At 68.0% G+C, this 18,412-nt stretch carries 17 protein-coding genes; 10 read left to right on the plus strand and 7 right to left on the minus strand.

Annotated elements, in window-relative coordinates; translation table 11 throughout:
• The gene (locus JO236_RS01265) at positions 1-2,166 is read left to right on the plus strand and encodes a hypothetical protein (protein WP_416362129.1); all 2,166 of its coding nucleotides are present in this window, start codon (positions 1-3) and stop codon (positions 2,164-2,166) included.
• A 461-nt stretch (positions 2,167-2,627) separates the two neighbouring features.
• Here the strand turns inward: JO236_RS01265 and JO236_RS01270 are convergent, their stop codons facing one another.
• Positions 2,628-3,467 (minus strand): hypothetical protein, encoded by an 840-nt coding sequence (locus tag JO236_RS01270; protein ID WP_293323650.1) that lies wholly within the window; start codon positions 3,465-3,467, stop codon positions 2,628-2,630.
• A 99-nt stretch (positions 3,468-3,566) separates the two neighbouring features.
• On the minus strand, positions 3,567-4,868 hold the full coding sequence (locus JO236_RS01275; RefSeq protein WP_416362132.1) for an MFS transporter: 1,302 nt from the start codon (positions 4,866-4,868) through the stop codon (positions 3,567-3,569).
• A gap of 35 nt (positions 4,869-4,903) precedes the next feature.
• On the opposite strand from JO236_RS01275, the gene JO236_RS01280 reads away from it, so the two are divergent.
• The 3 genes from JO236_RS01280 to JO236_RS01290 all read left to right on the plus strand — a co-directional run bounded on the left by JO236_RS01280 (position 4,904) and on the right by JO236_RS01290 (position 6,922).
• On the plus strand, positions 4,904-5,968 hold the full coding sequence (locus JO236_RS01280; protein WP_293323653.1) for an amidohydrolase family protein: 1,065 nt from the start codon (positions 4,904-4,906) through the stop codon (positions 5,966-5,968).
• A gap of 20 nt (positions 5,969-5,988) precedes the next feature.
• Entirely contained in the window at positions 5,989-6,390 is a 402-nt protein-coding gene (locus JO236_RS01285; protein ID WP_293323655.1) for a phage holin family protein, read from the plus strand.
• Between the two features lie 118 nt (positions 6,391-6,508).
• Complete coding sequence (locus tag JO236_RS01290; protein ID WP_293323657.1) at positions 6,509-6,922, plus strand: anti-sigma factor antagonist; 414 nt, start codon at positions 6,509-6,511, stop codon at positions 6,920-6,922.
• 18 nt (positions 6,923-6,940) lie between these two features.
• Here the strand turns inward: JO236_RS01290 and JO236_RS01295 are convergent, their stop codons facing one another.
• From JO236_RS01295 to JO236_RS01305, 3 genes are read right to left on the minus strand one after another with little or no spacing between them, the layout of a single operon-like run.
• Complete coding sequence (locus JO236_RS01295) at positions 6,941-7,462, minus strand: hypothetical protein (protein WP_293323660.1); 522 nt, start codon at positions 7,460-7,462, stop codon at positions 6,941-6,943.
• A gap of 33 nt (positions 7,463-7,495) precedes the next feature.
• Positions 7,496-7,993 carry an SRPBCC family protein gene (locus JO236_RS01300; RefSeq protein WP_293323663.1) on the minus strand — a complete coding sequence of 166 codons (498 nt, stop codon included), beginning with the start codon at positions 7,991-7,993 and terminating at the stop codon, positions 7,496-7,498.
• Positions 7,993-8,622, minus strand: coding sequence for a nitroreductase family protein (locus JO236_RS01305; RefSeq protein ID WP_293323666.1), 630 nt, complete (start codon positions 8,620-8,622; stop codon positions 7,993-7,995). Before JO236_RS01305 ends, JO236_RS01300 begins: the two co-directional genes overlap by 1 nt.
• A 343-nt stretch (positions 8,623-8,965) precedes the next feature.
• Here JO236_RS01305 and JO236_RS01310 point away from each other — a divergent pair, with 343 nt between their 5' ends.
• Positions 8,966-9,547, plus strand: coding sequence for a hypothetical protein (locus JO236_RS01310; RefSeq protein WP_293323669.1), 582 nt, complete (start codon positions 8,966-8,968; stop codon positions 9,545-9,547).
• A 109-nt stretch (positions 9,548-9,656) separates the two neighbouring features.
• A complete protein-coding gene (locus JO236_RS01315) occupies positions 9,657-11,120 on the plus strand; it encodes a class I adenylate-forming enzyme family protein (RefSeq protein ID WP_293323672.1) in 1,464 nt (487 codons plus the stop codon).
• A gap of 164 nt (positions 11,121-11,284) precedes the next feature.
• On the opposite strand, the gene JO236_RS01320 is transcribed toward JO236_RS01315, so the two are convergent.
• Both JO236_RS01320 and JO236_RS01325 read right to left on the minus strand, forming a co-directional pair.
• Positions 11,285-11,815 (minus strand): YbhB/YbcL family Raf kinase inhibitor-like protein, encoded by a 531-nt coding sequence (locus tag JO236_RS01320; protein WP_293323674.1) that lies wholly within the window; start codon positions 11,813-11,815, stop codon positions 11,285-11,287.
• A 98-nt stretch (positions 11,816-11,913) separates the two neighbouring features.
• Positions 11,914-12,918, minus strand: a complete 1,005-nt coding sequence (locus JO236_RS01325) for a synaptic vesicle VAT-1 family membrane protein (protein WP_293323676.1) — start codon at positions 12,916-12,918, stop codon at positions 11,914-11,916.
• A 477-nt stretch (positions 12,919-13,395) separates the two neighbouring features.
• On the opposite strand from JO236_RS01325, the gene aceA reads away from it, so the two are divergent.
• From aceA to JO236_RS01345, 4 genes are all read left to right on the plus strand, one after another.
• Positions 13,396-15,684 (plus strand): isocitrate lyase ICL2, encoded by a 2,289-nt coding sequence (gene aceA, locus JO236_RS01330; RefSeq protein ID WP_293323679.1) that lies wholly within the window; start codon positions 13,396-13,398, stop codon positions 15,682-15,684.
• Positions 15,685-15,899: 215 nt separating this feature from the next.
• The gene (locus JO236_RS01335; protein ID WP_416362130.1) at positions 15,900-17,096 is read left to right on the plus strand and encodes a PE family protein; all 1,197 of its coding nucleotides are present in this window, start codon (positions 15,900-15,902) and stop codon (positions 17,094-17,096) included.
• Positions 17,097-17,305: 209 nt separating this feature from the next.
• Positions 17,306-17,836 carry a maleylpyruvate isomerase family mycothiol-dependent enzyme gene (locus tag JO236_RS01340; RefSeq protein ID WP_293323685.1) on the plus strand — a complete coding sequence of 177 codons (531 nt, stop codon included), beginning with the start codon at positions 17,306-17,308 and terminating at the stop codon, positions 17,834-17,836.
• A gap of 123 nt (positions 17,837-17,959) precedes the next feature.
• Positions 17,960-18,316 carry a hypothetical protein gene (locus JO236_RS01345; protein WP_293323688.1) on the plus strand — a complete coding sequence of 119 codons (357 nt, stop codon included), beginning with the start codon at positions 17,960-17,962 and terminating at the stop codon, positions 18,314-18,316.
• Positions 18,317-18,412: the final 96 nt, after the last annotated feature.

Below are 18,412 nucleotides of genomic sequence, written 5' to 3' on the forward strand. Positions count from 1 at the left end.
TTGGGCGGCACCGGGTTCACCGGGGCGGCGGCCACCACCTTCGGGGTGGTCGGGGGCACCGGCGGGGCCGGGGCCACCGGCGGCACCGCCGGCGCCGGGGGCACCGGCGGCAGCGGACGCAGCCAAGGCGCCGCCGGCGCGAGTGGCATCGGCGGCACCGGGGGCACCGGCGGGGCCGGCGGGGTGGGCGGCACCGGGTTCACCGGCGCGGCGGCCACCACCTTCGGGGTGGTCGGGGGCACCGGCGGGGCTGGGGCCACCGGCGGCACCGCCGGGACCGGGGGCAGCGGAGGCAGCGGACGCAGCCAAGGCGCCGCCGGCGCCACCGGGGTGGGCGGCACCGGGGGCACCGGCGGCAGTGGCGGGGTGGGCGGTACCGGATTCACCGGGGCCGCGGCCACCACCTTCGGGGTGGTCGGGGGCAACGGCGGGGCTGGGGCCACCGGCGGCACCGCCGGCGCCGGGGGCACCGGAGGCAGCGGACGCAGCCAAGGCGCCGCCGGAGCCACCGGAGTGGGCGGCACCGGCGGCACCGGCGGCAGTGGTGGGGTGGGCGGCACCGGCTTCACCGGCGCCGCGGCCACCACCTTCGGGGTGGTCGGGGGCACCGGCGGGGCCGGGGCCACCGGCGGCACCGCCGGAACCGGGGGCACCGGCGGCAGCGGACGCAGCCAAGGCGCCGCCGGAGCCACCGGGGTGGGCGGCACCGGCGGCACCGGCGGCAGAGGCGGGCTGGGCGGCACCGGATTCACCGGGGCGGCGGCCACCACCTTCGGAGTGGTCGGAGGCACCGGCGGAGCCGGAGCCACCGGCGGCACCGCCGGAACTGGGGGCACCGGCGGCAGCGGACGCAGCCAAGGCGCCGCCGGAGCCGCCGGGGTGGGCGGCACCGGCGGCACCGGCGGCATAGGCGGTGCCGGCGGCACAGGCGCCACAGGCACCGGCAGCGGCGGCGCGGGTGCCGCTGGCGGCACCGGCGGCGCTGCTGGTGCCGGCGGCACAGGTGGCGCAGGCCTTACCGGCGGCACCGCCGGCCACGGCGGCATCGGCGGCACCGGCGGCATAGGCGGCACCGGGGGCGCCGGCAGCGCTTCTGGCGGCACCGGCGGCACCGGTGGTGCCGGCGGCGCCGGCGGCACGGCAGGCCAAGCCGGCGCCACCGGTGGCGGCGCCACCGCCAGCGCGGGCACCGGTGGCACCGGGGGCACCGGCGGTGCCGGCGGGGCCGGCGGACTGGGCGCCGCTGGCACCGGCAGCGGCGGTGCGGGTGCCACCGGCGGTGCCGGCGGCGCTGCTGGTGCCGGCGGCACAGGTGGCGCAGGCCTTACCGGCGGCACCGCCGGCCACGGCGGCATCGGCGGCACCGGCGGCCTGGGCGGCACCGGGGGCGCCGGCAGCGCCAACACCGGCACCACCGCGGGCGGCATCGGCGGCACCGGCGGTACCGGCGGCGCCGGCGGCACGGCAGGCCAAGCCGGCGCCACCGGTGGCGGCGCCACCGCCAGCGCGGGCACCGGTGGCACCGGGGGTACCGGCGGTGCCGGCGGGGCCGGCGGACTGGGCGGCACCGGCGCCAACAGCACCGTCGGCGGCCAGGGCGGCGCCGCCGGCACCGGCGGCCAGGGTGGCACCGGCGGCGCCGGCGTCACCGGCGGCACCGCTGGCCAGGGCGGCGCCGGCGGACTGGGCGGCACCGGTGGCCAAGGCGGCCAGGGCGGTGCCGGCGCGACGGCTGCTCCCGGCGCCGGCGGAACCGGCGGCAGCGGCGGGGCCGGTGGCACCGGCGGACAGGGCGGCGCCACCGGCGGCGGTACGGGTGGTACCGGCGGTCTGGGCGGGACCGCCGGCGTCGGTGGTACTGGCGGCACTGGCGGCGCGGCCAGCACCAGTCTTAACTTGCCCGGTGGGACCGGCGGGGCCGGCGGCCACGGAGGCACCGGCGGCCACGGAGGCACCGGCACCGGCACCGCGAGTGGCGGCCACGGCGGTGCGGGTGCAACCGGTGGCCAGGGCGGCACCGGCGGCACCGGCAGCCTTGGCAACTTGGGCAGCACGGGGTTGATTGGCGGTGCCGGCAGCGCCGGCACCGCCGCCACCGGCACCAGCGGCGGCACTGGCGGCACCGGCGGCACCGGCGGCACCGGAGGCACCGGTGGTGCGGCTTAGCTACTTGCGACAGCTGAATTGACGACCCGTCGTCGATGAGATTGCAGTGACCGCGTAACGAGCGAGCAAAACACGCACGCACTGACCTAGATCTGACGGTGGCGACCCGCTGCCCCCGACTCCGCCGCGCTGGCGATCACCACCCGATCCGACAGCCACGACCCGCCACCCCCGCACTCCACGCCCCTACGATCACCATTGGTTGCTACAGGTGCCGCCAGATGGACGGCGTGGTCCACTCGGCACCGCAGTGAGCGCCGACGCGATCACACGAAAGCACAAGCCGACAGCACCAACGATGGTGCCGGATCGTGCACCCTGCTGACGGTCGTGGTCACCGGCAACTGAATCCCGGGATGTCCGGAGACTCCGGACATCCCGGGATGCTGCAAACAGGGGGTCAACGCCATTTGGCAGGGGCCCTCTGTTTGCCACCTGAGTTGCCCGCCAACCTAAAGGCCTCAATCGAGGCTCGCCGACAGTGCGCGGCGTAAAGTGTCGGCCTGGCTGCGCGCGGAGAAAGCCTGATAGCCGCGCTCACCCAGTTCTCGGTAGGCCCCCTCGTCCGCGAGGAGCTCCACGCAAAGATCGACCAATTGGGCGTACTCGGCGAACGCGACACCCGACTCTAGGTCGCGTTCTTCAGCCGGGTTGGCACCGCGCTCGGAGACCACCGCCCGTTTGTTGGCAAGCAGATATGACACACGTACGATTTCGAAGACCTTCGCTTCCCATTGGTGCACGTTGAGGACGATCTTCGAGCGGGCGATCCAGGCATCGCGACTGGCGCCGTAGACGCCGAACAGCGATTTGACACGAAGACCTCGAGCGCGCAGGCCGTCTAGAACCGCGAGTCGGCGGTCGTTGAGCGAGCCGTAGAACAGAACGTCGACGTCCTCGGGGGCTGGGGGGATTCGTGTCAGCTCGGGGACGTATCCAATCGGAACGTGCGTAGGCCGGCACACCTGCCGGATAGCGAGCTCCGCGATGTTGGCTTGGCTGTAGTCCCAAACCGGGAAGCGTCGGAAAAGCTCTGGGATCAAAGGCTTCATCCAGGTCGAGTCATCACCGACTTGCTCGAGGTTGTACAAGATCGTGTTTTTTGGGGGCAGCAAGCCGTAGTGGGCGAGGAGCTGCGGCTGGAGCACGATAGTCCGGCGCCCGTCGAGGTCGAAACGGTCTGTCAGCACCGAGTCGTGGCCCAGGGCCAGAAGCGCGTAGTGCAATCCCTCCGCGACCTCGCGGAATATTTCGCTGTGCGCGTAGCCGGGCGGTGACACAACGGCGACGGCGAACCGCACCGGTGCAATGTACCGCAGGACAGCAACCCTGGCCACGTCAGCCCGCGAACGCCACGCCAGCGGCCGATGCCCCAGCTCGGCGGAGGAGTCCTGACGGACTCACGTCACTTCGGTTGGAATAAAAGCACTTTCGTCGGTACCGAAGCGAATCCCGGTGGCGTCCTTGCCAATCAACGTCAACACTGCGACGAACAGCAGCACCGGCACGATCGTCGCCGCCAAGGCGAACGGATAGCCGTGCGACTCGGCCAGGCGTTCCTGGATGGGCAAATTGAACGCCGCCAGCAGGTTGCCGAGCTGATAGGTCACACCGGGATAGAAGCCCCGGATGGCGTCCGGCGACATCTCGGTCAGGTGGGCCGGTATCACGCCCCACGCGCCCTGCACACAGATCTGCATCAGGAACGAACCCAGGCACAACATCGCCGCACTGTGCGAGTACGCGAACAGCGGCACGATCGGCAACCCCAGCAGCGCACAGAAAACCACGGTGTTGCGGCGGCTGAACCGCTGCGACTGCGTGCCGAAGAACAATCCGCCCGCGATGGCGCCGAGGTTGTAGACGATGACGATCCACTTGGCTGTCGCGCTGGACAGACCGGCGCCCTGGTTGGTGGTCGCCGTCAGGAACGTGGGGTAGACGTCCTGGGTGCCGTGGCTCATCCAGTTGAACGCCGTCATCAGCAAAATCAGGTAGACGAACCGGCGAATGATCGCGCCGTCGCGCAGCAAATCCCGAATCCTGGTCTGGGTCAGCTTCATCCGATCCTGCGCAGCCTCCCACACCTCGGATTCCTGCACGCGGTAGCGAATGATCAGACTGATCAATGCCGGAATGATGGACAACCCGAACAACCAGCGCCAGGAGAAGCCCAGCCAGTTCATCACCACCAGCGATGCGACCGAGGCGGACAGGTATCCGACCGCGTAGCCCTCCTGCAACAGCCCAGAGAAGAAGCCGCGCCGATCGGCGGGAATCTTCTCCATCGCCAGCGCGGCACCCAGCCCCCATTCGCCGCCCATGCCAATCCCGTAGAGCAAGCGCAGGATCACCAACACGGTGAAGTTCGGCGCGAATGCACACAGGAATCCCACCACCGAATAGAAGATCACGTCGACTATCAGGGGCAGTCGCCGCCCGACCCGGTCGGCCCACAACCCGAAAATCAGCGCGCCCACCGGACGCATGGCCAGGGTGGCCGTCGTGACGAACGCGACTTCGGCCTTGCTGTGATGGAACGTCTTTGCGATGTCGGCATAAACCAACACGACGATGAAGTAGTCGAAAGCATCCATCGTCCAGCCCAAGAAGGCCGCGAGGAACGAGTTGCGCTGGTCGGCATTAATCCGCTGCTTTGTCACGTGAGCATCGTGGCGCACCGAGCGCCCGACCGCGAGCATTCCGCGCGAACGCATCGCGAGTAAGTTCCGGATGCATGCGAATCATCGACGCCGATGGCCATGTCGCCGAGAACCCAAGCCTTGCGATCGAAGCCATGAAGCGCTGGCCGGATCACATCAAGCCGAGCGACAACGGTCGGGCGCTGTCGATCGAGGGCCGCGACTATCCCGAAGACCACGGACCCGGCGCCGGCTGCCCGCGCGACCACGGCCTCACCAAGGCGCCTGGCGTCAACTACTCGTCAGCCACTGGCGTGCTGGGCGACGCCGACCGCGACCACATCGACGCGATGGTGCTCTATCCCAGCCTCGGGCTGTGCGTGCCCAGCCTCGAAGACCCTGAATTCGCAGCGGGATTCGCGCGTCTCTACAACCAGTGGATCGCGGATTACTGCGCGCCGACGGGCGGCCGGCTGCGCGGCGTCGCGGTGGCCCCGGTGGAACACGGCGCGGTCGCCATCGACATCATGACCGAGGCCAAGGAATTGGGGCTGGTCGCCGTCTTGGTTCCGCCGGCGCTGCGGACCCGCAATCTCGATCATCCCGACCTCGACCCGTTCTACGCCGCGGCCGTCGAACTGGGGATGCCGCTCGGCATTCACGGTGCGCCCGGTATGCACCTGCCCAAGATCGGCGTGGACCGATTCACCAACTACATCCAGGTGCACTGTGTCAGCTTTCCGTTCGACCAGATGACGGCGATGACCGCGCTCGTCTCCGGCGGTGTCTTCGAACGGCATCCCGAACTGCGGGCAGCGTTCCTCGAGGCGGGCGCGGGCTGGGTCCCGTTCTTCATCGACCGGCTACACGAGCATTTCGAGAAGCGCGGCAACTGGGTCGAGCGCGGTTGGCGCCGCGACCCGCAGGAGTACCTACAGGCGGGCAACATCTGGGTGACCTGCGAGCCCGAGGAGCCGATCCTGCCCGGCGTCATCGACGTGCTCGGCGACGACTTCATCATGTTCGCCAGCGACTATCCGCACTGGGACGGTGAGTGGCCGGAAAGCACCAAGCACCTCCGCACCCGCGCCGACATCAGCGAAGACACACGTGAAAAGATCGGCGGGCGCAACGCCCAGCGCTTCTACAACCTCAACTGAACCGTGGCAGGATCGGCCGCATGGGTCCGTTTCTGATGCGCGCCGCATTGACCGGATTTGCCCTATGGGTGGTCACCCGCTTCGTGCATGGCATCAGTTTTGTGGGCGGCCAGACGCCACTGCAGCGGATGGGGATCATCTTTGTGGTCGCCGTGATCTTCGGTCTCGTCAACGCGTTCATCAAACCGGTCGTGCAAATTCTGTCGATCCCGCTGTACATCCTGACGTTGGGCCTCTTCCACATCGTCGTCAACGCTTTCATGCTCTGGATCACCGCCCGGATCACCGATCACACCACTCACTGGGGGCTGCAGATCGATCGCTTCTGGTGGACCGCGATCTGGGCCGCGATCCTGCTGTCGATCGTGAGCTGGTTACTGTCGCTGGTCATCGGCGACGTGGGCAAGGCGAGGCGCAGGTAGCTGCGACATCTCTGGTTGTCAATCAATATTGGACATATGCTCAGTAATAAGCCTGCGGGGGAATCACTTAGCAATACAAGATACGAGCCAATACACACAACGGGCGGAACTTGTGGAGATGAGCACGTTCTCAAATCGAGGGGTTCCAGTGCCGCAAGGCAAAGACACCGGCGGCGGGTTGCAGACGACCACCGAACACACCGGGCCGGCGGTGGTCCTTCACGTCGACGGTGAAATCGACGCGAGCAACGGAAAAGCCTGGCAGCACTTGATAATTCAGGGGGCCGCCGAAACCGTGGCACCCGGTCCGTTCGTCATCGACGTTCGTGGGCTCGATTTCATGGGTTCGGTGAGCTATGCGGCGCTGGCCCGGGAGGCAGTGCACTGCCGGCGACGCGGGGTCAACATGCGGTTAGTCAGTGGCCAGCGGATCGTCGCCCGAACCATCATTGCGTGCGGGCTGCGCCGCCTGCTGCCGATGTACACGACGGTCGAGGACGCGCTCTCATCACCGATCAGGCCCAACGGCTGACGGAGGTCGTCTCCCGAATCACGAGCCGGGGACGTGCTGCCCATTCGGAGCGAGCAGGCTGTTGAGGATTCCAAGGGTGCCTTGTAGTTGCGCGCCGGCGATCGGGCCCGGGACGTCGGCAGGCGTCGCGTCGGGGGTGTTCTGCCAGGGCTGGCAGCCGCTGGTCCGGAATGTCTTGTCGGTGGCGTCGATTCGCACTACCTGTGGCTTCTTGCTCAGCGCGTTGTCGATCATCGCGCCATCGGGGTTGGCCGTCCGCTTCCAATAACATGTCCCGTTGCCGACGGGTCCCGCGGTGCTGTAGACGCCCGGCACGATGTCGGTTCCCACCGCGTAGGTGCCGTCTTGGTCGATGGTCGTCTTCGGCGCGGCCGCCGGCGTCGGTGCCGGGCCGGGCGCAGGACCCGTGCCGCCCGACGGGGCAGGAGCGGGCGACGGCGACGGCGACGGCACCGGGTCGGCACCGGCAACGCCCGAGGACCCGAGGCACCCCGCAACGAGCAGGCCCGCCGCCAAGAACCGCGCCGCCTTTGAAGCCATAGAACGGAAGTCTACCTAATTAATCCGTTCAGCTCAGCCCCCCAATCGCCGTACGCGACCGGCGAAGCCGAGGGCATGCTCATAGGTCTCGAGGTTGTCGCGCGAGATCTTGGCGTGCACCGGGCGCTCGAGCAGCAAACGCAGGATCGGGTTGTAGGCATGGTAGGTCTCGTGGAACGTCAACACCGTGGTGCCGTCGGGCTGCTCATCGAGCTCGTGGTAGCCCTCGGCGCGAGACCACAACGGCTTGCCGATCGCGACATAGCGCGACAGCTTGTTGAGCTTGGCCTCGGTCACCGTCTCCCACGACCGTCCCCTGCCGCCGGACAGCAGGTACTTGGGCACCGCGAAAACGCAGGTGCGGACCAGACCCTCACCGGCTTCGTCGCCTTCGTTCAGAATCTCCATGCTGCCCGTCGGCCACTCGAGGACCCGCGGCCGGGGGGAGTTCGGCGGCACGGGCGGGTGCAGCACCCGCCACACCTTCCGGGGCGGCGCGTCGACGTGAAACCGCACGGTGTAGGACTGCATCAGCTTTCACCCCAGCTGTCCCAGAAGGTGATCGTCGCCGCGGGCGGACGCGCGGCCGGCTTGAATTCGGTGCCGACCGTGTAAGCGACCGGGAACAGCGCCGCCTGGGTGACCGTCGGCGGGACCCCGAGTATCTCGGCCACCTGCTGTTCCTTGGCCAGATGCATGGTGGTCCACACCGATCCCAACCCGCGTGAGCGAAGCGCCAGCAGAAAGCTCCAGCCCGCCGGAATAATCGACGCCCAGGCCGACGCCGCAACCAGGCGATTGCCGTCGTCAATGGGCTGTAGCAGGCACGGAATGACATGCACGGGAACCCGCGCCAGCGTTTCGGTGAGGCTCAACGCGCTGCGATAGACGCGCTGGGTCTGCGGATCGGACGCGCTGGCGGCGGCCTGAGCCAGATACTCGGCGCCGATGCTGGCGTAGACCTCGGCGATAGCGGCGCGCTTGTCGGCGTCGGTAACCACCAGCCAGCGCCAGTCCTGTGCGTTGCTGGCGGTAGGCGCCTGCATGGCCAGTTGGATGCATTCCAGGATCACCGCGCGGCCGACCGGCCGGGTCAGGTCAAGACGTTTACGGACCGACCTTGTCGTGGTGAGCAATTCGTCGACCGAGGCAATATCCATTTGCTGGGCGGACTCCTGCTGCTGAAGGAGAGATACCGAGTCGAGGAAACCAGATTCTCAACCACGCTGTCTAGGTCGATCGAGCGCGCTCTGCAGAACCGCCTCGGCGCGCCGAGCAGCAAATACCACGAATGTCCATCCGCGCGTGGACAGTAGAATCAGGCGCGATTACCGTGCGTTCAACACGAGTGTGCTGGACAGCAGCGCCAGGGTAGGAGGTCTCGGGCGTGCTGTTCATGCATGAGGTGCACAAAGTGCGCGGCCGCGCCGAAGACGACTTCGAAGCCGCATTCCGCGAGGGCTGGATGCCCATGCTCGCCGAGGGCGACGATGCCCGCCTGTTGTGGTACGCCGACCAAGCCCAGGCAGTGGTCCCGCCTACACCGTCGTCACCGTCACTGCCATCCGGGACGGAGCGGCCTGGGAACGGCTCGGGATGCGCGTACAGCAGGGCGAGTTGCAAAAATGGGTACGACGGGTGGGCGAGTTCCGCCACGAGGTCGAGGCCAAGCTACTGGTGCCGCTGCCGTGGTCACCCATGCAGGACGTGGAACTCGACGAGATCCCAGTCGACGGGCGGGAGCACGAGGCCAGCCTGTACATGGAAGACACCATGTGGCCCTACCAAGACAAGTTCGAGGAGTACATCGACCGGTGCGGCGAAGTCTATGCCCGAAGCCTGGAGCGCCCGTCGTCGATGCTGACGATGCACGCCGCCTTCCAGTCCGCCCTCGGCAGCCATCTGCGCCGCGAAGCGATACTGATGCAACGCATTTCGCGGCCGGAGGCGTTACTGGACCTGCTGCGCACCCACGTGTCACCCGAGTACCGCGCCCCCGGCACCTGGCTGTACGACGCCTTGGACCTGCGGGATCAGTGGACGAGCCGGCTGCTGCGCACGGCCACCTGGTCGCCGCTTCATTGAATTAAAAGAGGGGTTGAATTCAGAACAGGGGTTGAATTCAGAAGCGGGATTGAACCCCAGCGGGATTGAACCCCAACACAGGATTGACCCCAAACACAGGAACCGCTTGATGAACACGGGCACCATCATCGATGCCGCCGCGGCCGGCGAACCGACCCGGAGCGCGCTGATCATGGAAGGCCGCTCGATTAGTTACGCAGAGCTGGGCACGGCAGTGCGCCAGTGCGCCGCCGGCCTGGCCGCGCGCGGCGTCGTGGCGGGCGAACGTGTTGCCGTGGTCGACACCGCGAGCCTGGTATCGATCGCGACCCTGCTCGGGGCGGCGCGCATCGGCGCGTCGGCCGCGCTGATGAACCCCGCACTGACGCCGACGGAACTGAGGGCGCTGCTGGACGACACCGGTAACGCGAAGGTGGCGGTCGCGGGCGAGGCCTATGTCGCCCGGCTCGTCGAGGCCGGCGCGACCAGCGTGTTGACCGGCACCGATCTACTCAACGATGACCAGCCTGCGACCCCGGCCGTCGGCGACGCCGACCCGCATGACACTCGAGAGTCCCTGGTGCTCTTCACCAGCGGCACGACGGGGCTGCCAAAACCCGTCGCCATCACCCATCGGCAACTCGAACTGCGACTCGCCAGGACGTCGGCGCCATTCCGGTCCGACGTGGCACCCGCCGTGGTGATGATGTGCGCTCCGTTCTTCCATGTCGGCGGCGCGCTGGGGCTGCTGGGCACCCTGCACTCGGGCGGAACCCTGGTGGTGCAGCAGCGATTCGACGCCGGAGAGTGGTTGCGCCTGGTGTCCAAGCACCGGGTGAGCACGATGTTTTTGGTGCCGACGATGCTGCATCGCATTCTCGACCACCCCGACTTCGCCGACACCGACCTGTCGTCGCTGACCGCCATCACATACGGTGCCGCCGCCGCACCCGCGGCCCTGCTGCGCAGAGCGATGGACGCCCTCCCGCACGTCGGGTTCACAAACGTCTTCGGGCAGACGGAGACGGTGGGAACCTACGCGAACTTGCTGCCCGAGGAGCATCGCGATCCGGCCCTGGCGGGATCCGTCGGCCGGCCGTTGCCCGGGATGGAAGTTCGCGTGGTCGACCCTGCCACCGGTATCGACGTCGAACCGGGTGCCGTCGGTGAGTTGTGGGTGAATAGTCCACTGAATTCTCCTTCGCACACAGTCGATGGCTGGCTGCGCACCGGTGATCTCGGCCGCCGGGACTCCAATGGCTACATCTACCCGAGCGGCCGTCGCAAGGACACCATCAACCGCGGGGGAGAGAAGTTCGGCCCGATCGAGGTCGAGGAAGCACTGCGTTCCCATCCCGCGGTGATCGACGTCGCGGTCGCCGGGATCGCCGACGAGGAAATCGGCCAGCGCGTGGGCGCCGCGGTGGTGGTCAGCGCTCCAGTGACGCTCGAGGAGCTGCGGTCACATTGCCGCGCGTCGATCGCCTACTTCAAGCTGCCGGAGCGGCTCAGGATCGTCGAGGACATCCCCTACAACGCGGCCGGCAAGGTCAACCGTCATCAGCTGGCGGCGCTCATCGCCGAGGACGGCTGAGCGCTACCGAGCTAGGGCGCCTCATCGAGGCCGGCGTCGGGAGCGCCGCGGACAGGTGCCTAATTCGCCACGGCCACAACGAGAGCCGCGACAAGCGCTGCGCCCGCGACTTCCGCGGCCGGGTCGATGTTCGCGACGTGCGGGCACCGCCTCGTGGCCGCGCGTTAACCCTCGAACGTTCCGGTGAGCTGGACCTGTGCGGTCGCGACACCCGCGATCGTCTGCGCCGCCTGCGCACCGGCCAGATGGCTGGGGAGTTGGTAGTTGTTGGGCAGCTGGTACAGCGTGAACCGGTAGTGATGCGTGCCGCTGCCCGCCGGCGGGCAGGGCCCCGTGTATGACGGCTGGCCTTTGGAATTCGGCAGGACCTTTGCGCCCGCGGGAATCTGACCGTCCGGGGTGCTGCCAGAGCCAGGCGCGATTCCGGCCACGATCCAGTGAATGTAATCCCCGCCGGAGGCGTCGGGGTCATCGACGACGAGGGCCGCGCCCAGCGGCGCCGACCACGCCAGCGATGGCGAGATGTTGGATCCCTTGCACGTGTACTGCGGGGGGATCGGGGCGCCGTCGGCGAACGCCGGACTCGTGATCGTCAATGGTCCAGCGGGGTCCGCCTGGACCGTGCCGGCACCGAGCCCTGCCAGCGCAACTAGCAGCGCCGCGCCCGTGATCCGGTGCACTGTTGTGGATTCCATGGCACTGTGTCGCTAACTCTCGTGGGAGATCAAGCCGTTTCGTACAGGTACAGGCTAGACGAGTTTTGCCGGCATGGTCCGGGCTGGAAAACGCACCCTCAGGGCACCAGCACCACCTTGCCGATGTTCTCCCGCGCCGCCAGGATCCGGTGTGCCTCCGGTGCTTCCGCGAACGGCACGGCGGCATGAACAATCGGCGAGATGGTGCCGTCGCCGAGCGCACGGGTGAGCGGTGCGATCCAGGGTTCCAGGGTGCCGCGGTCGTCCCAGAGCCGCAGCATGTTCAGGCCGATCACGGCCTTGGATGCCGATAACTGGTCCATCAGGTTGAACCCGCGCACCATCGAGAGCGCGTGCGGGGCCACCCTGCGCCACGAGCGTTTCTCGCCCTCCTGCAAGTTCGAAATCCCGTAGCCGACAAGCCTTCCGCCCGGACGCAACAGGTCGTAAGACCGCCGCAGCGAGGTCCCGCCGAGCGCGTCGAGTACCAGATCGTATGGGCCGAGACCCTTCCACCAGCCGTCGCGCCGATAGTCGATCGCACGGTCCACACCCAATTCGGCCAGCTTCTGGTGCTTTCCCGGCGAGGCGGTGCCGTGCACCTCGGCGCCGGCGGCTTTCGCGAATTGGACGGCGGCGATCCCGACACCGCCGGCCGCCGCATGCACCAGCACCCGTTCGCCCGCGCGCACCGACCCGTAGCCGTGCAGCGCCGCCCACGCGGTCGCGTAGTTGACCGGCACCGCGGCGCCCTGTTCGAAACTCAACCCGTCAGGCAGCGCCACCGAATCGGTCGCCGCGACGTTGACGATTTCGGCGTAACCGCCGAATCGCGTGCCGGCCAAAACGCGTTCGCCGAGGCGACTCGGGTCTACCCCGTCGCCGCCGGCGGCTACGGTGCCGGCGACTTCGTAACCGACCACCGCCGGAAGCTTCGGCGCATCGGGATACAGGCCCACGCGAGCCATGTGGTCGGCGAAGTTCACCCCCGCGGCGCGAACCGCCACCCGCAGCTGACCGGCGCCCGGCGGCGGGGGGTCGGGGCGCTGCTGCACCTGCAACACCGACGGGTCGCCATGCTTGGCGATTACCACTGCGCGCATCCTGTTCGCTCCTACCGCTCGACGATTGCCACGGCGGCCTCGGCAAGGCGGGGGAGAACCACGTCGCGCCTCGCTGGTGTCTTACGCGCCACGTTCGGCTCACTCATTCCAGCTCCTTCGCGGCCTCGGCGGGTGCGGCCAGCGCGCACCCCAGAACAACGCTAGGGGCGATGCGCCTTACTGCGTGCCTGCCGTCACTCGACTGGCACGCAGATGACAATATCCGCTGGTTGAGGTGGCCAGAGCGCTTTTCCCGGTCGGCCCGCGCGCCCGCAATCCGGTCGCATGCCGACGTTGAATGCTGTTGTAGCCCAACGATTTTGAGCGTTATCCTAGCCCACCGCCGCACCCTGGGCGGGCCGGGCGCCCGGCCTGGGCAGCTGATGCACGCCCGACAAGCCGGTGATCTAGCTCACTTGACCGGAGATAGACTCTGTGCATCAGGGGGAACCGGGCGGAAATGAGGAGCGCAAGCCCATGGCAATCATGGAAAAGGACGCCGAAGTCCACACACCGTTCGAGCAAGATGTCGCCGCCGCCCAGCAATACTTCGACAGCGCGCGCTTCGACGGCATCATTCGCCTCTACACGGCGCGCCAGGTCGTCGAGCAGCGTGGCACCATCCCCACCGACTACACGGTCGCGCGCGAGGCGGCGGCGGCCTTCTACGCGCGGCTGCGCGAACTGTTCGCCGCGAAGAAGAGCATCACGACATTCGGCCCGTACTCGCCCGGTCAGGCCGTCAGCATGAAGCGGATGGGCATCGAGGGGATCTATCTCGGGGGCTGGGCCACCTCGGCCAAGGGGTCGACAACCGAAGACCCCGGGCCCGACCTCGCCAGCTACCCCTTGAGCCAGGTGCCGGACGACGCCGCGGTGCTGGTGCGCGCCCTGCTGACGGCTGACCGCAATCAGCACTACCTGCGCCTGCACATGAGCGAGCGGCAGCGCGCCTCCACTCCGGCGATCGACTACCGGCCCTTCATCATCGCCGACGCGGACACCGGCCACGGCGGTGATCCGCACGTGCGCAACCTGGTCCGCCGCTTCGTCGAGATCGGTGTGCCCGGATACCACATCGAGGACCAGCGACCGGGCACCAAGAAGTGTGGCCACCAGGGCGGCAAGGTCCTGGTCCCGTCGGACGAACAGATCAAGCGCCTCAACGCCGCCCGCTTCCAGCTCGACGTCATGCGGGTGCCCGGCATTATCGTCGCGCGCACGGACGCCGAGGCGGCCAACCTGATCGACAGCCGCGCCGACGAACGCGACCAGCCGTTCTTGCTTGGCGCCACCAACCTGAACGTTCCTTCCTACAAGTCCTGTTTCCTGGCGTTGATGCGGCGCTTCTACGAATTGGGCGTCAAGGAACTCAACGGTCATAAGCTCTACGCGCTCGCCGAGGGCGAGTACGCGAATGCCGGCGCCTGGCTGGAGCGCCAGGGCATCCTGGGCCTGGTTTCCGACGCCGTGAATGCCTCGCGGGAGAACGGCCACGAATCGATCGACGACCTGTTCGACCAGGTGGAGTCGCGGTTCGTGGCGGCCTGGGAGGACGACGCGGGACTGATGACCTACGCCGAGGCGGTGGCGGAGGTGCTCGAATTCGGTGAGCGCGAGGACGAGCCGATCGCGATGACCGCCGAAGAGTGGCGCCAGTTCGCCCAACGCGCGTCTTTGTACACCGCCCGGGACAAGGCACGGCAGCTGGGTGTCGACCCGCCGTGGGATTGCGAGCTGGCGAAGACGCCGGAGGGCTACTACCAGATCCGTGGCGGCATTCCGTACGCGATCGCCAAGTCGCTGGCGGCGGCGCCGTTCGCCGACATCTTGTGGATGGAGACCAAGACGGCCGATCTGGCCGACGCCCGGCAGTTCGCCGACGCGATCCATGCCGAGTTCCCCGATCAGATGCTGGCCTATAACCTGTCGCCCTCGTTCAACTGGGATACCACCGGGATGACCGACGAGGAGATGAAGCGCTTCCCCGAGGAGCTCGGCAAGATGGGCTTCGTTTTCAACTTCATCACCTACGGCGGGCACCAGATCGACGGCGTCGCCGCCGAGGAGTTCGCCACCTCGCTGCAGCAGGACGGAATGCTCGCGCTAGCCCGGCTGCAGCGCAAGATGCGCCTGGTCGAATCTCCTTACCGGACACCGCAAACCCTGGTCGGCGGGCCGCGCAGCGATGCCGCGCTGGCCGCCTCGTCGGGCCGTACGGCGACCACCAAGGCCATGGGCAAGGGCTCGACGCAGCATCAGCACCTGGTGCAGACCGAGGTGCCAAAGAAGTTGCTGGAGGAATGGCTGGCGCTCTGGAGCGAGCACTACCAGCTGGGCGAAAAGCTCCGCGTGACGCTGCGCCCGCGGCGCGCCGGCTCGGACGTCCTGGAACTCGGGATCTACGGCAACGGCGACGAGCAGCTGGCCAACGTCGTCGTCGACCCCATCAAGGATCGGCATGGCCGGGGCATCCTGCAGGTGCGCGATCAGAACACCTTCGCCGAGAAGTTGCGGCAGAAGCGGCTGATGACATTGATCCACCTGTGGCTGGTGCACCGCTTCAAGGCCGACGCCGTCTACTACGTCACTCCGACCGAGGACAACCTCTACCAGACCGAGAAGATGAAATCCCACGGCATCTTCAGCGAGGTTTATCAGGAGGTCGGCGAGATCATCGTCGCCGAGGTGAACAAGCCGCGGATCGCCGAGTTGCTCACGCCCGACCGAGTGGCGTTGCGGAAGTTGATCACCAAGGAGGGCTGAGGATCCACGCACTCCCGTTCCCGCGACAAGCGGCGCCAAAACAGAGGATTCCGACCCGCGGCCGCAACACTATCCATTCGGGCAACCCTGCATTGGTCGGCAATCCTCGCGGGCGCTAGCATAGCCACCGGGCTCGAAAACAGCGCGCTATCTATATATTTCGACTCGACAGAAACGGCGGCGTGAGCCCCCGACATCTTATACGGGAGGCCCAGGTGTCGTATGTGATCGCCGCACCAGAATTCGTGACGGCCGCGGCCTCAGATCTGGCGAACATCGGCCAGGCAATCAGTTCTGCCAACGCGGCGGCTTCCATCCCGACCACTGCGGTATGGGCTGCGGGCGCCGATGAGGTGTCGGCAGCAATCGCCTCGCTGTTCGGCGCCCACGCACAGGCCTATCAGGCGCTCAGCGCCCAAGCCGCGCAGTTCCACCAGCAGTTCGTCCAGCTGACGAGCGGCGGTGCGCAGCAGTACGCCGGCGCCGAGGCCGTCAACGTCGCCCTGACGAATATTTCCCCGGCTGCAGCGGCCGCGCCGGCACAGAGCGTAATCGACGACTTCTTCGGCGTGATCAATGCGCCCTTCGAATCGGTATTAAACCGTCCGCTGGTCGGCAACGGCGCCGACGGCGCGAAACCGGGCGCCAATGGTCAAGATGGCGGAATCCTGTGGGGCAACGGCGGCAATGGCGCTGCCGGCGCCGCGACCGGCCAAGCCGGCGGCAATGGGGGATCCGCCGGGTTCTTCGGCAACGGCGGGTCGGGCGGAGCCGGTGGTGCCGGCCTGAACTTGGGCGGCAACGGCGGGGCCGGGGGTCACGCCGGACTTCTGTTCGGCGACGGCGGCGTTGGCGGGACCGGTGGCGCCGGCATCACTGCCGCCGCCAACGGTGGTTCCGGCGGCAGCGGCGGCGCCGGAGGCGGACTCTTCGGCAACGGCGGCGGTGGCGGCACCGGCGGCATTGGTCCCGTCCTGGGTGGTATCGGCGGCATGGGCGGCGGAGCCGGTCTCATCGGCACCGGCGGCACCGGGGGCACCGGCGGCGGTGGCGTGGGCGCGGCTGCGTTCAGCGCCACGGGCGCAGGCGGCGGCGCCGGGGGCAATGGAGGAACGTTATTCGGCAACGGCGGAGTCGGTGGCGACGGCGGCGCCGGCCTGCAGCTGGGAGGTATCGGCGGGACCGGCGGCAACAGCAGCCTCCTCGTCGGAGCCGGCGGTGCCGGCGGAACCGGCGGCTTCAGTTTCAACCACGGCGGGGCGGGCGGGACGGGTGGTAACGCCATGCTGATCGGCAGCGGCGGAAATGGTGGAGACGGCGGATCAGGCAACACCGTTCCTGGTGCGGGCGGGGCCGGCGGCAAACGCGGATTGTTGTTCGGCTCCGACGGCGGCAATGGGACGACGCCGTAGGTCTGGGCTCCTGATGCGAACCCTGAGCCGCGGCAAACGCGGCCGTCGCGCCAACCGCGAATAAACCCCGCACCGTGATATCTGGCGGGCGTCATCTGGCGTCGCTGATTGGAACAGCTTGCCGCAGTGGCATATTCGACGACCTAGCGATATCGGCGTTGCCTGACGCTCTACACCCACATTCAATTCGTTAGGGCATGATTGCGGACATGGACGTCGGTGTCGGCTCCTTGCACTTGGCGGTGTGCCGCCGCTTCGGTTCGGCCGTTCGATCGGCGGAGGGCCGCTGGGACCACCAGTCCCCATGCCCGGACTGGCACGCCAGGGACATCGTGGAGCACGTCATCGGCTTTCACGATGTGCTGCTGTTGCGTCCGCTGGGGTTGAAGCCGGAGCGTCCACGCGGTGAGCCGCTCGCGCGATGGGACTTGACCCATTCCCAGCTGCAACAGGCGTTTCAGCACAGCAAATTGCCGACTCTTGAGGCCTACCACCTGATCCCGCGCCTCACTCAGGACGTCCTGGTGCACACCTGGGACTTGGCGCGGGCGGTGGGATCCGATGACTCGCTCGACCCAGCCTGGTGCACTTTCTTCTTGGAGCGGCTGCCGGCTGACCGTGAAGCGCTGACCGCTTCCGGAATGTTTGCGGCACCCGTCGTCGTCGATGATCAGACCGACCCCCAATCCAGGCTCCTCGCGGCGCTTGGCCGTAATCCCTTATGGACACCGACGAATTGACCCACGCCGCCGTTCAGCGGGTCGGTCCGACGCCGTCAGCGGATCGTGGGGTGGCCGCCCAGCCGTTTGCACCCCCAAAGGGGCGGGTACGGATACCTAGTCGCAAGCGGATGGGAGAGATTGATGAGATCTGAAGTGAGGACAGCCTTCGCGGTTTTCAGCGGTGCGGCCATGCTGGTTTTGGCCGTCGGTTGTGGCGGTGGCAACAAGGCGCCAAGCAGTTCCACCACCCCGAGTACGACGACCACGACGACGGCAACCACGACACCGACTGCGCCGTCCAGCGGGGCGCCGTCCGAAAGCCCGGGCGGGCCTAGCGGAACCGGCGGCCCCGGCGGCGGTGGCGGCAGCGTTCCTGGCGGGCCGACCGGAAGTGGTGGCCCTGGCGGCGGTGGCGGCACCATCCCTGGAATTGGCGGCGGTGGCGGTGGCCCCGGTGGTGGCGGCGGTTGCGTCGGCAACGTCTGCGGCGGCTACTGATGACCGCCTACTAAGCGAAACCATTCCCAACCCAGGGGGCCAGGCCATTGCGGCCGGCCCCCTGGGCTGTTTGGTGCTCGCCTTTCTATGGCGATA

Origin of the sequence: Mycobacterium sp. (genome assembly GCF_019247635.1) — a bacterium.
Lineage (GTDB): Bacteria > Actinomycetota > Actinomycetes > Mycobacteriales > Mycobacteriaceae > Mycobacterium.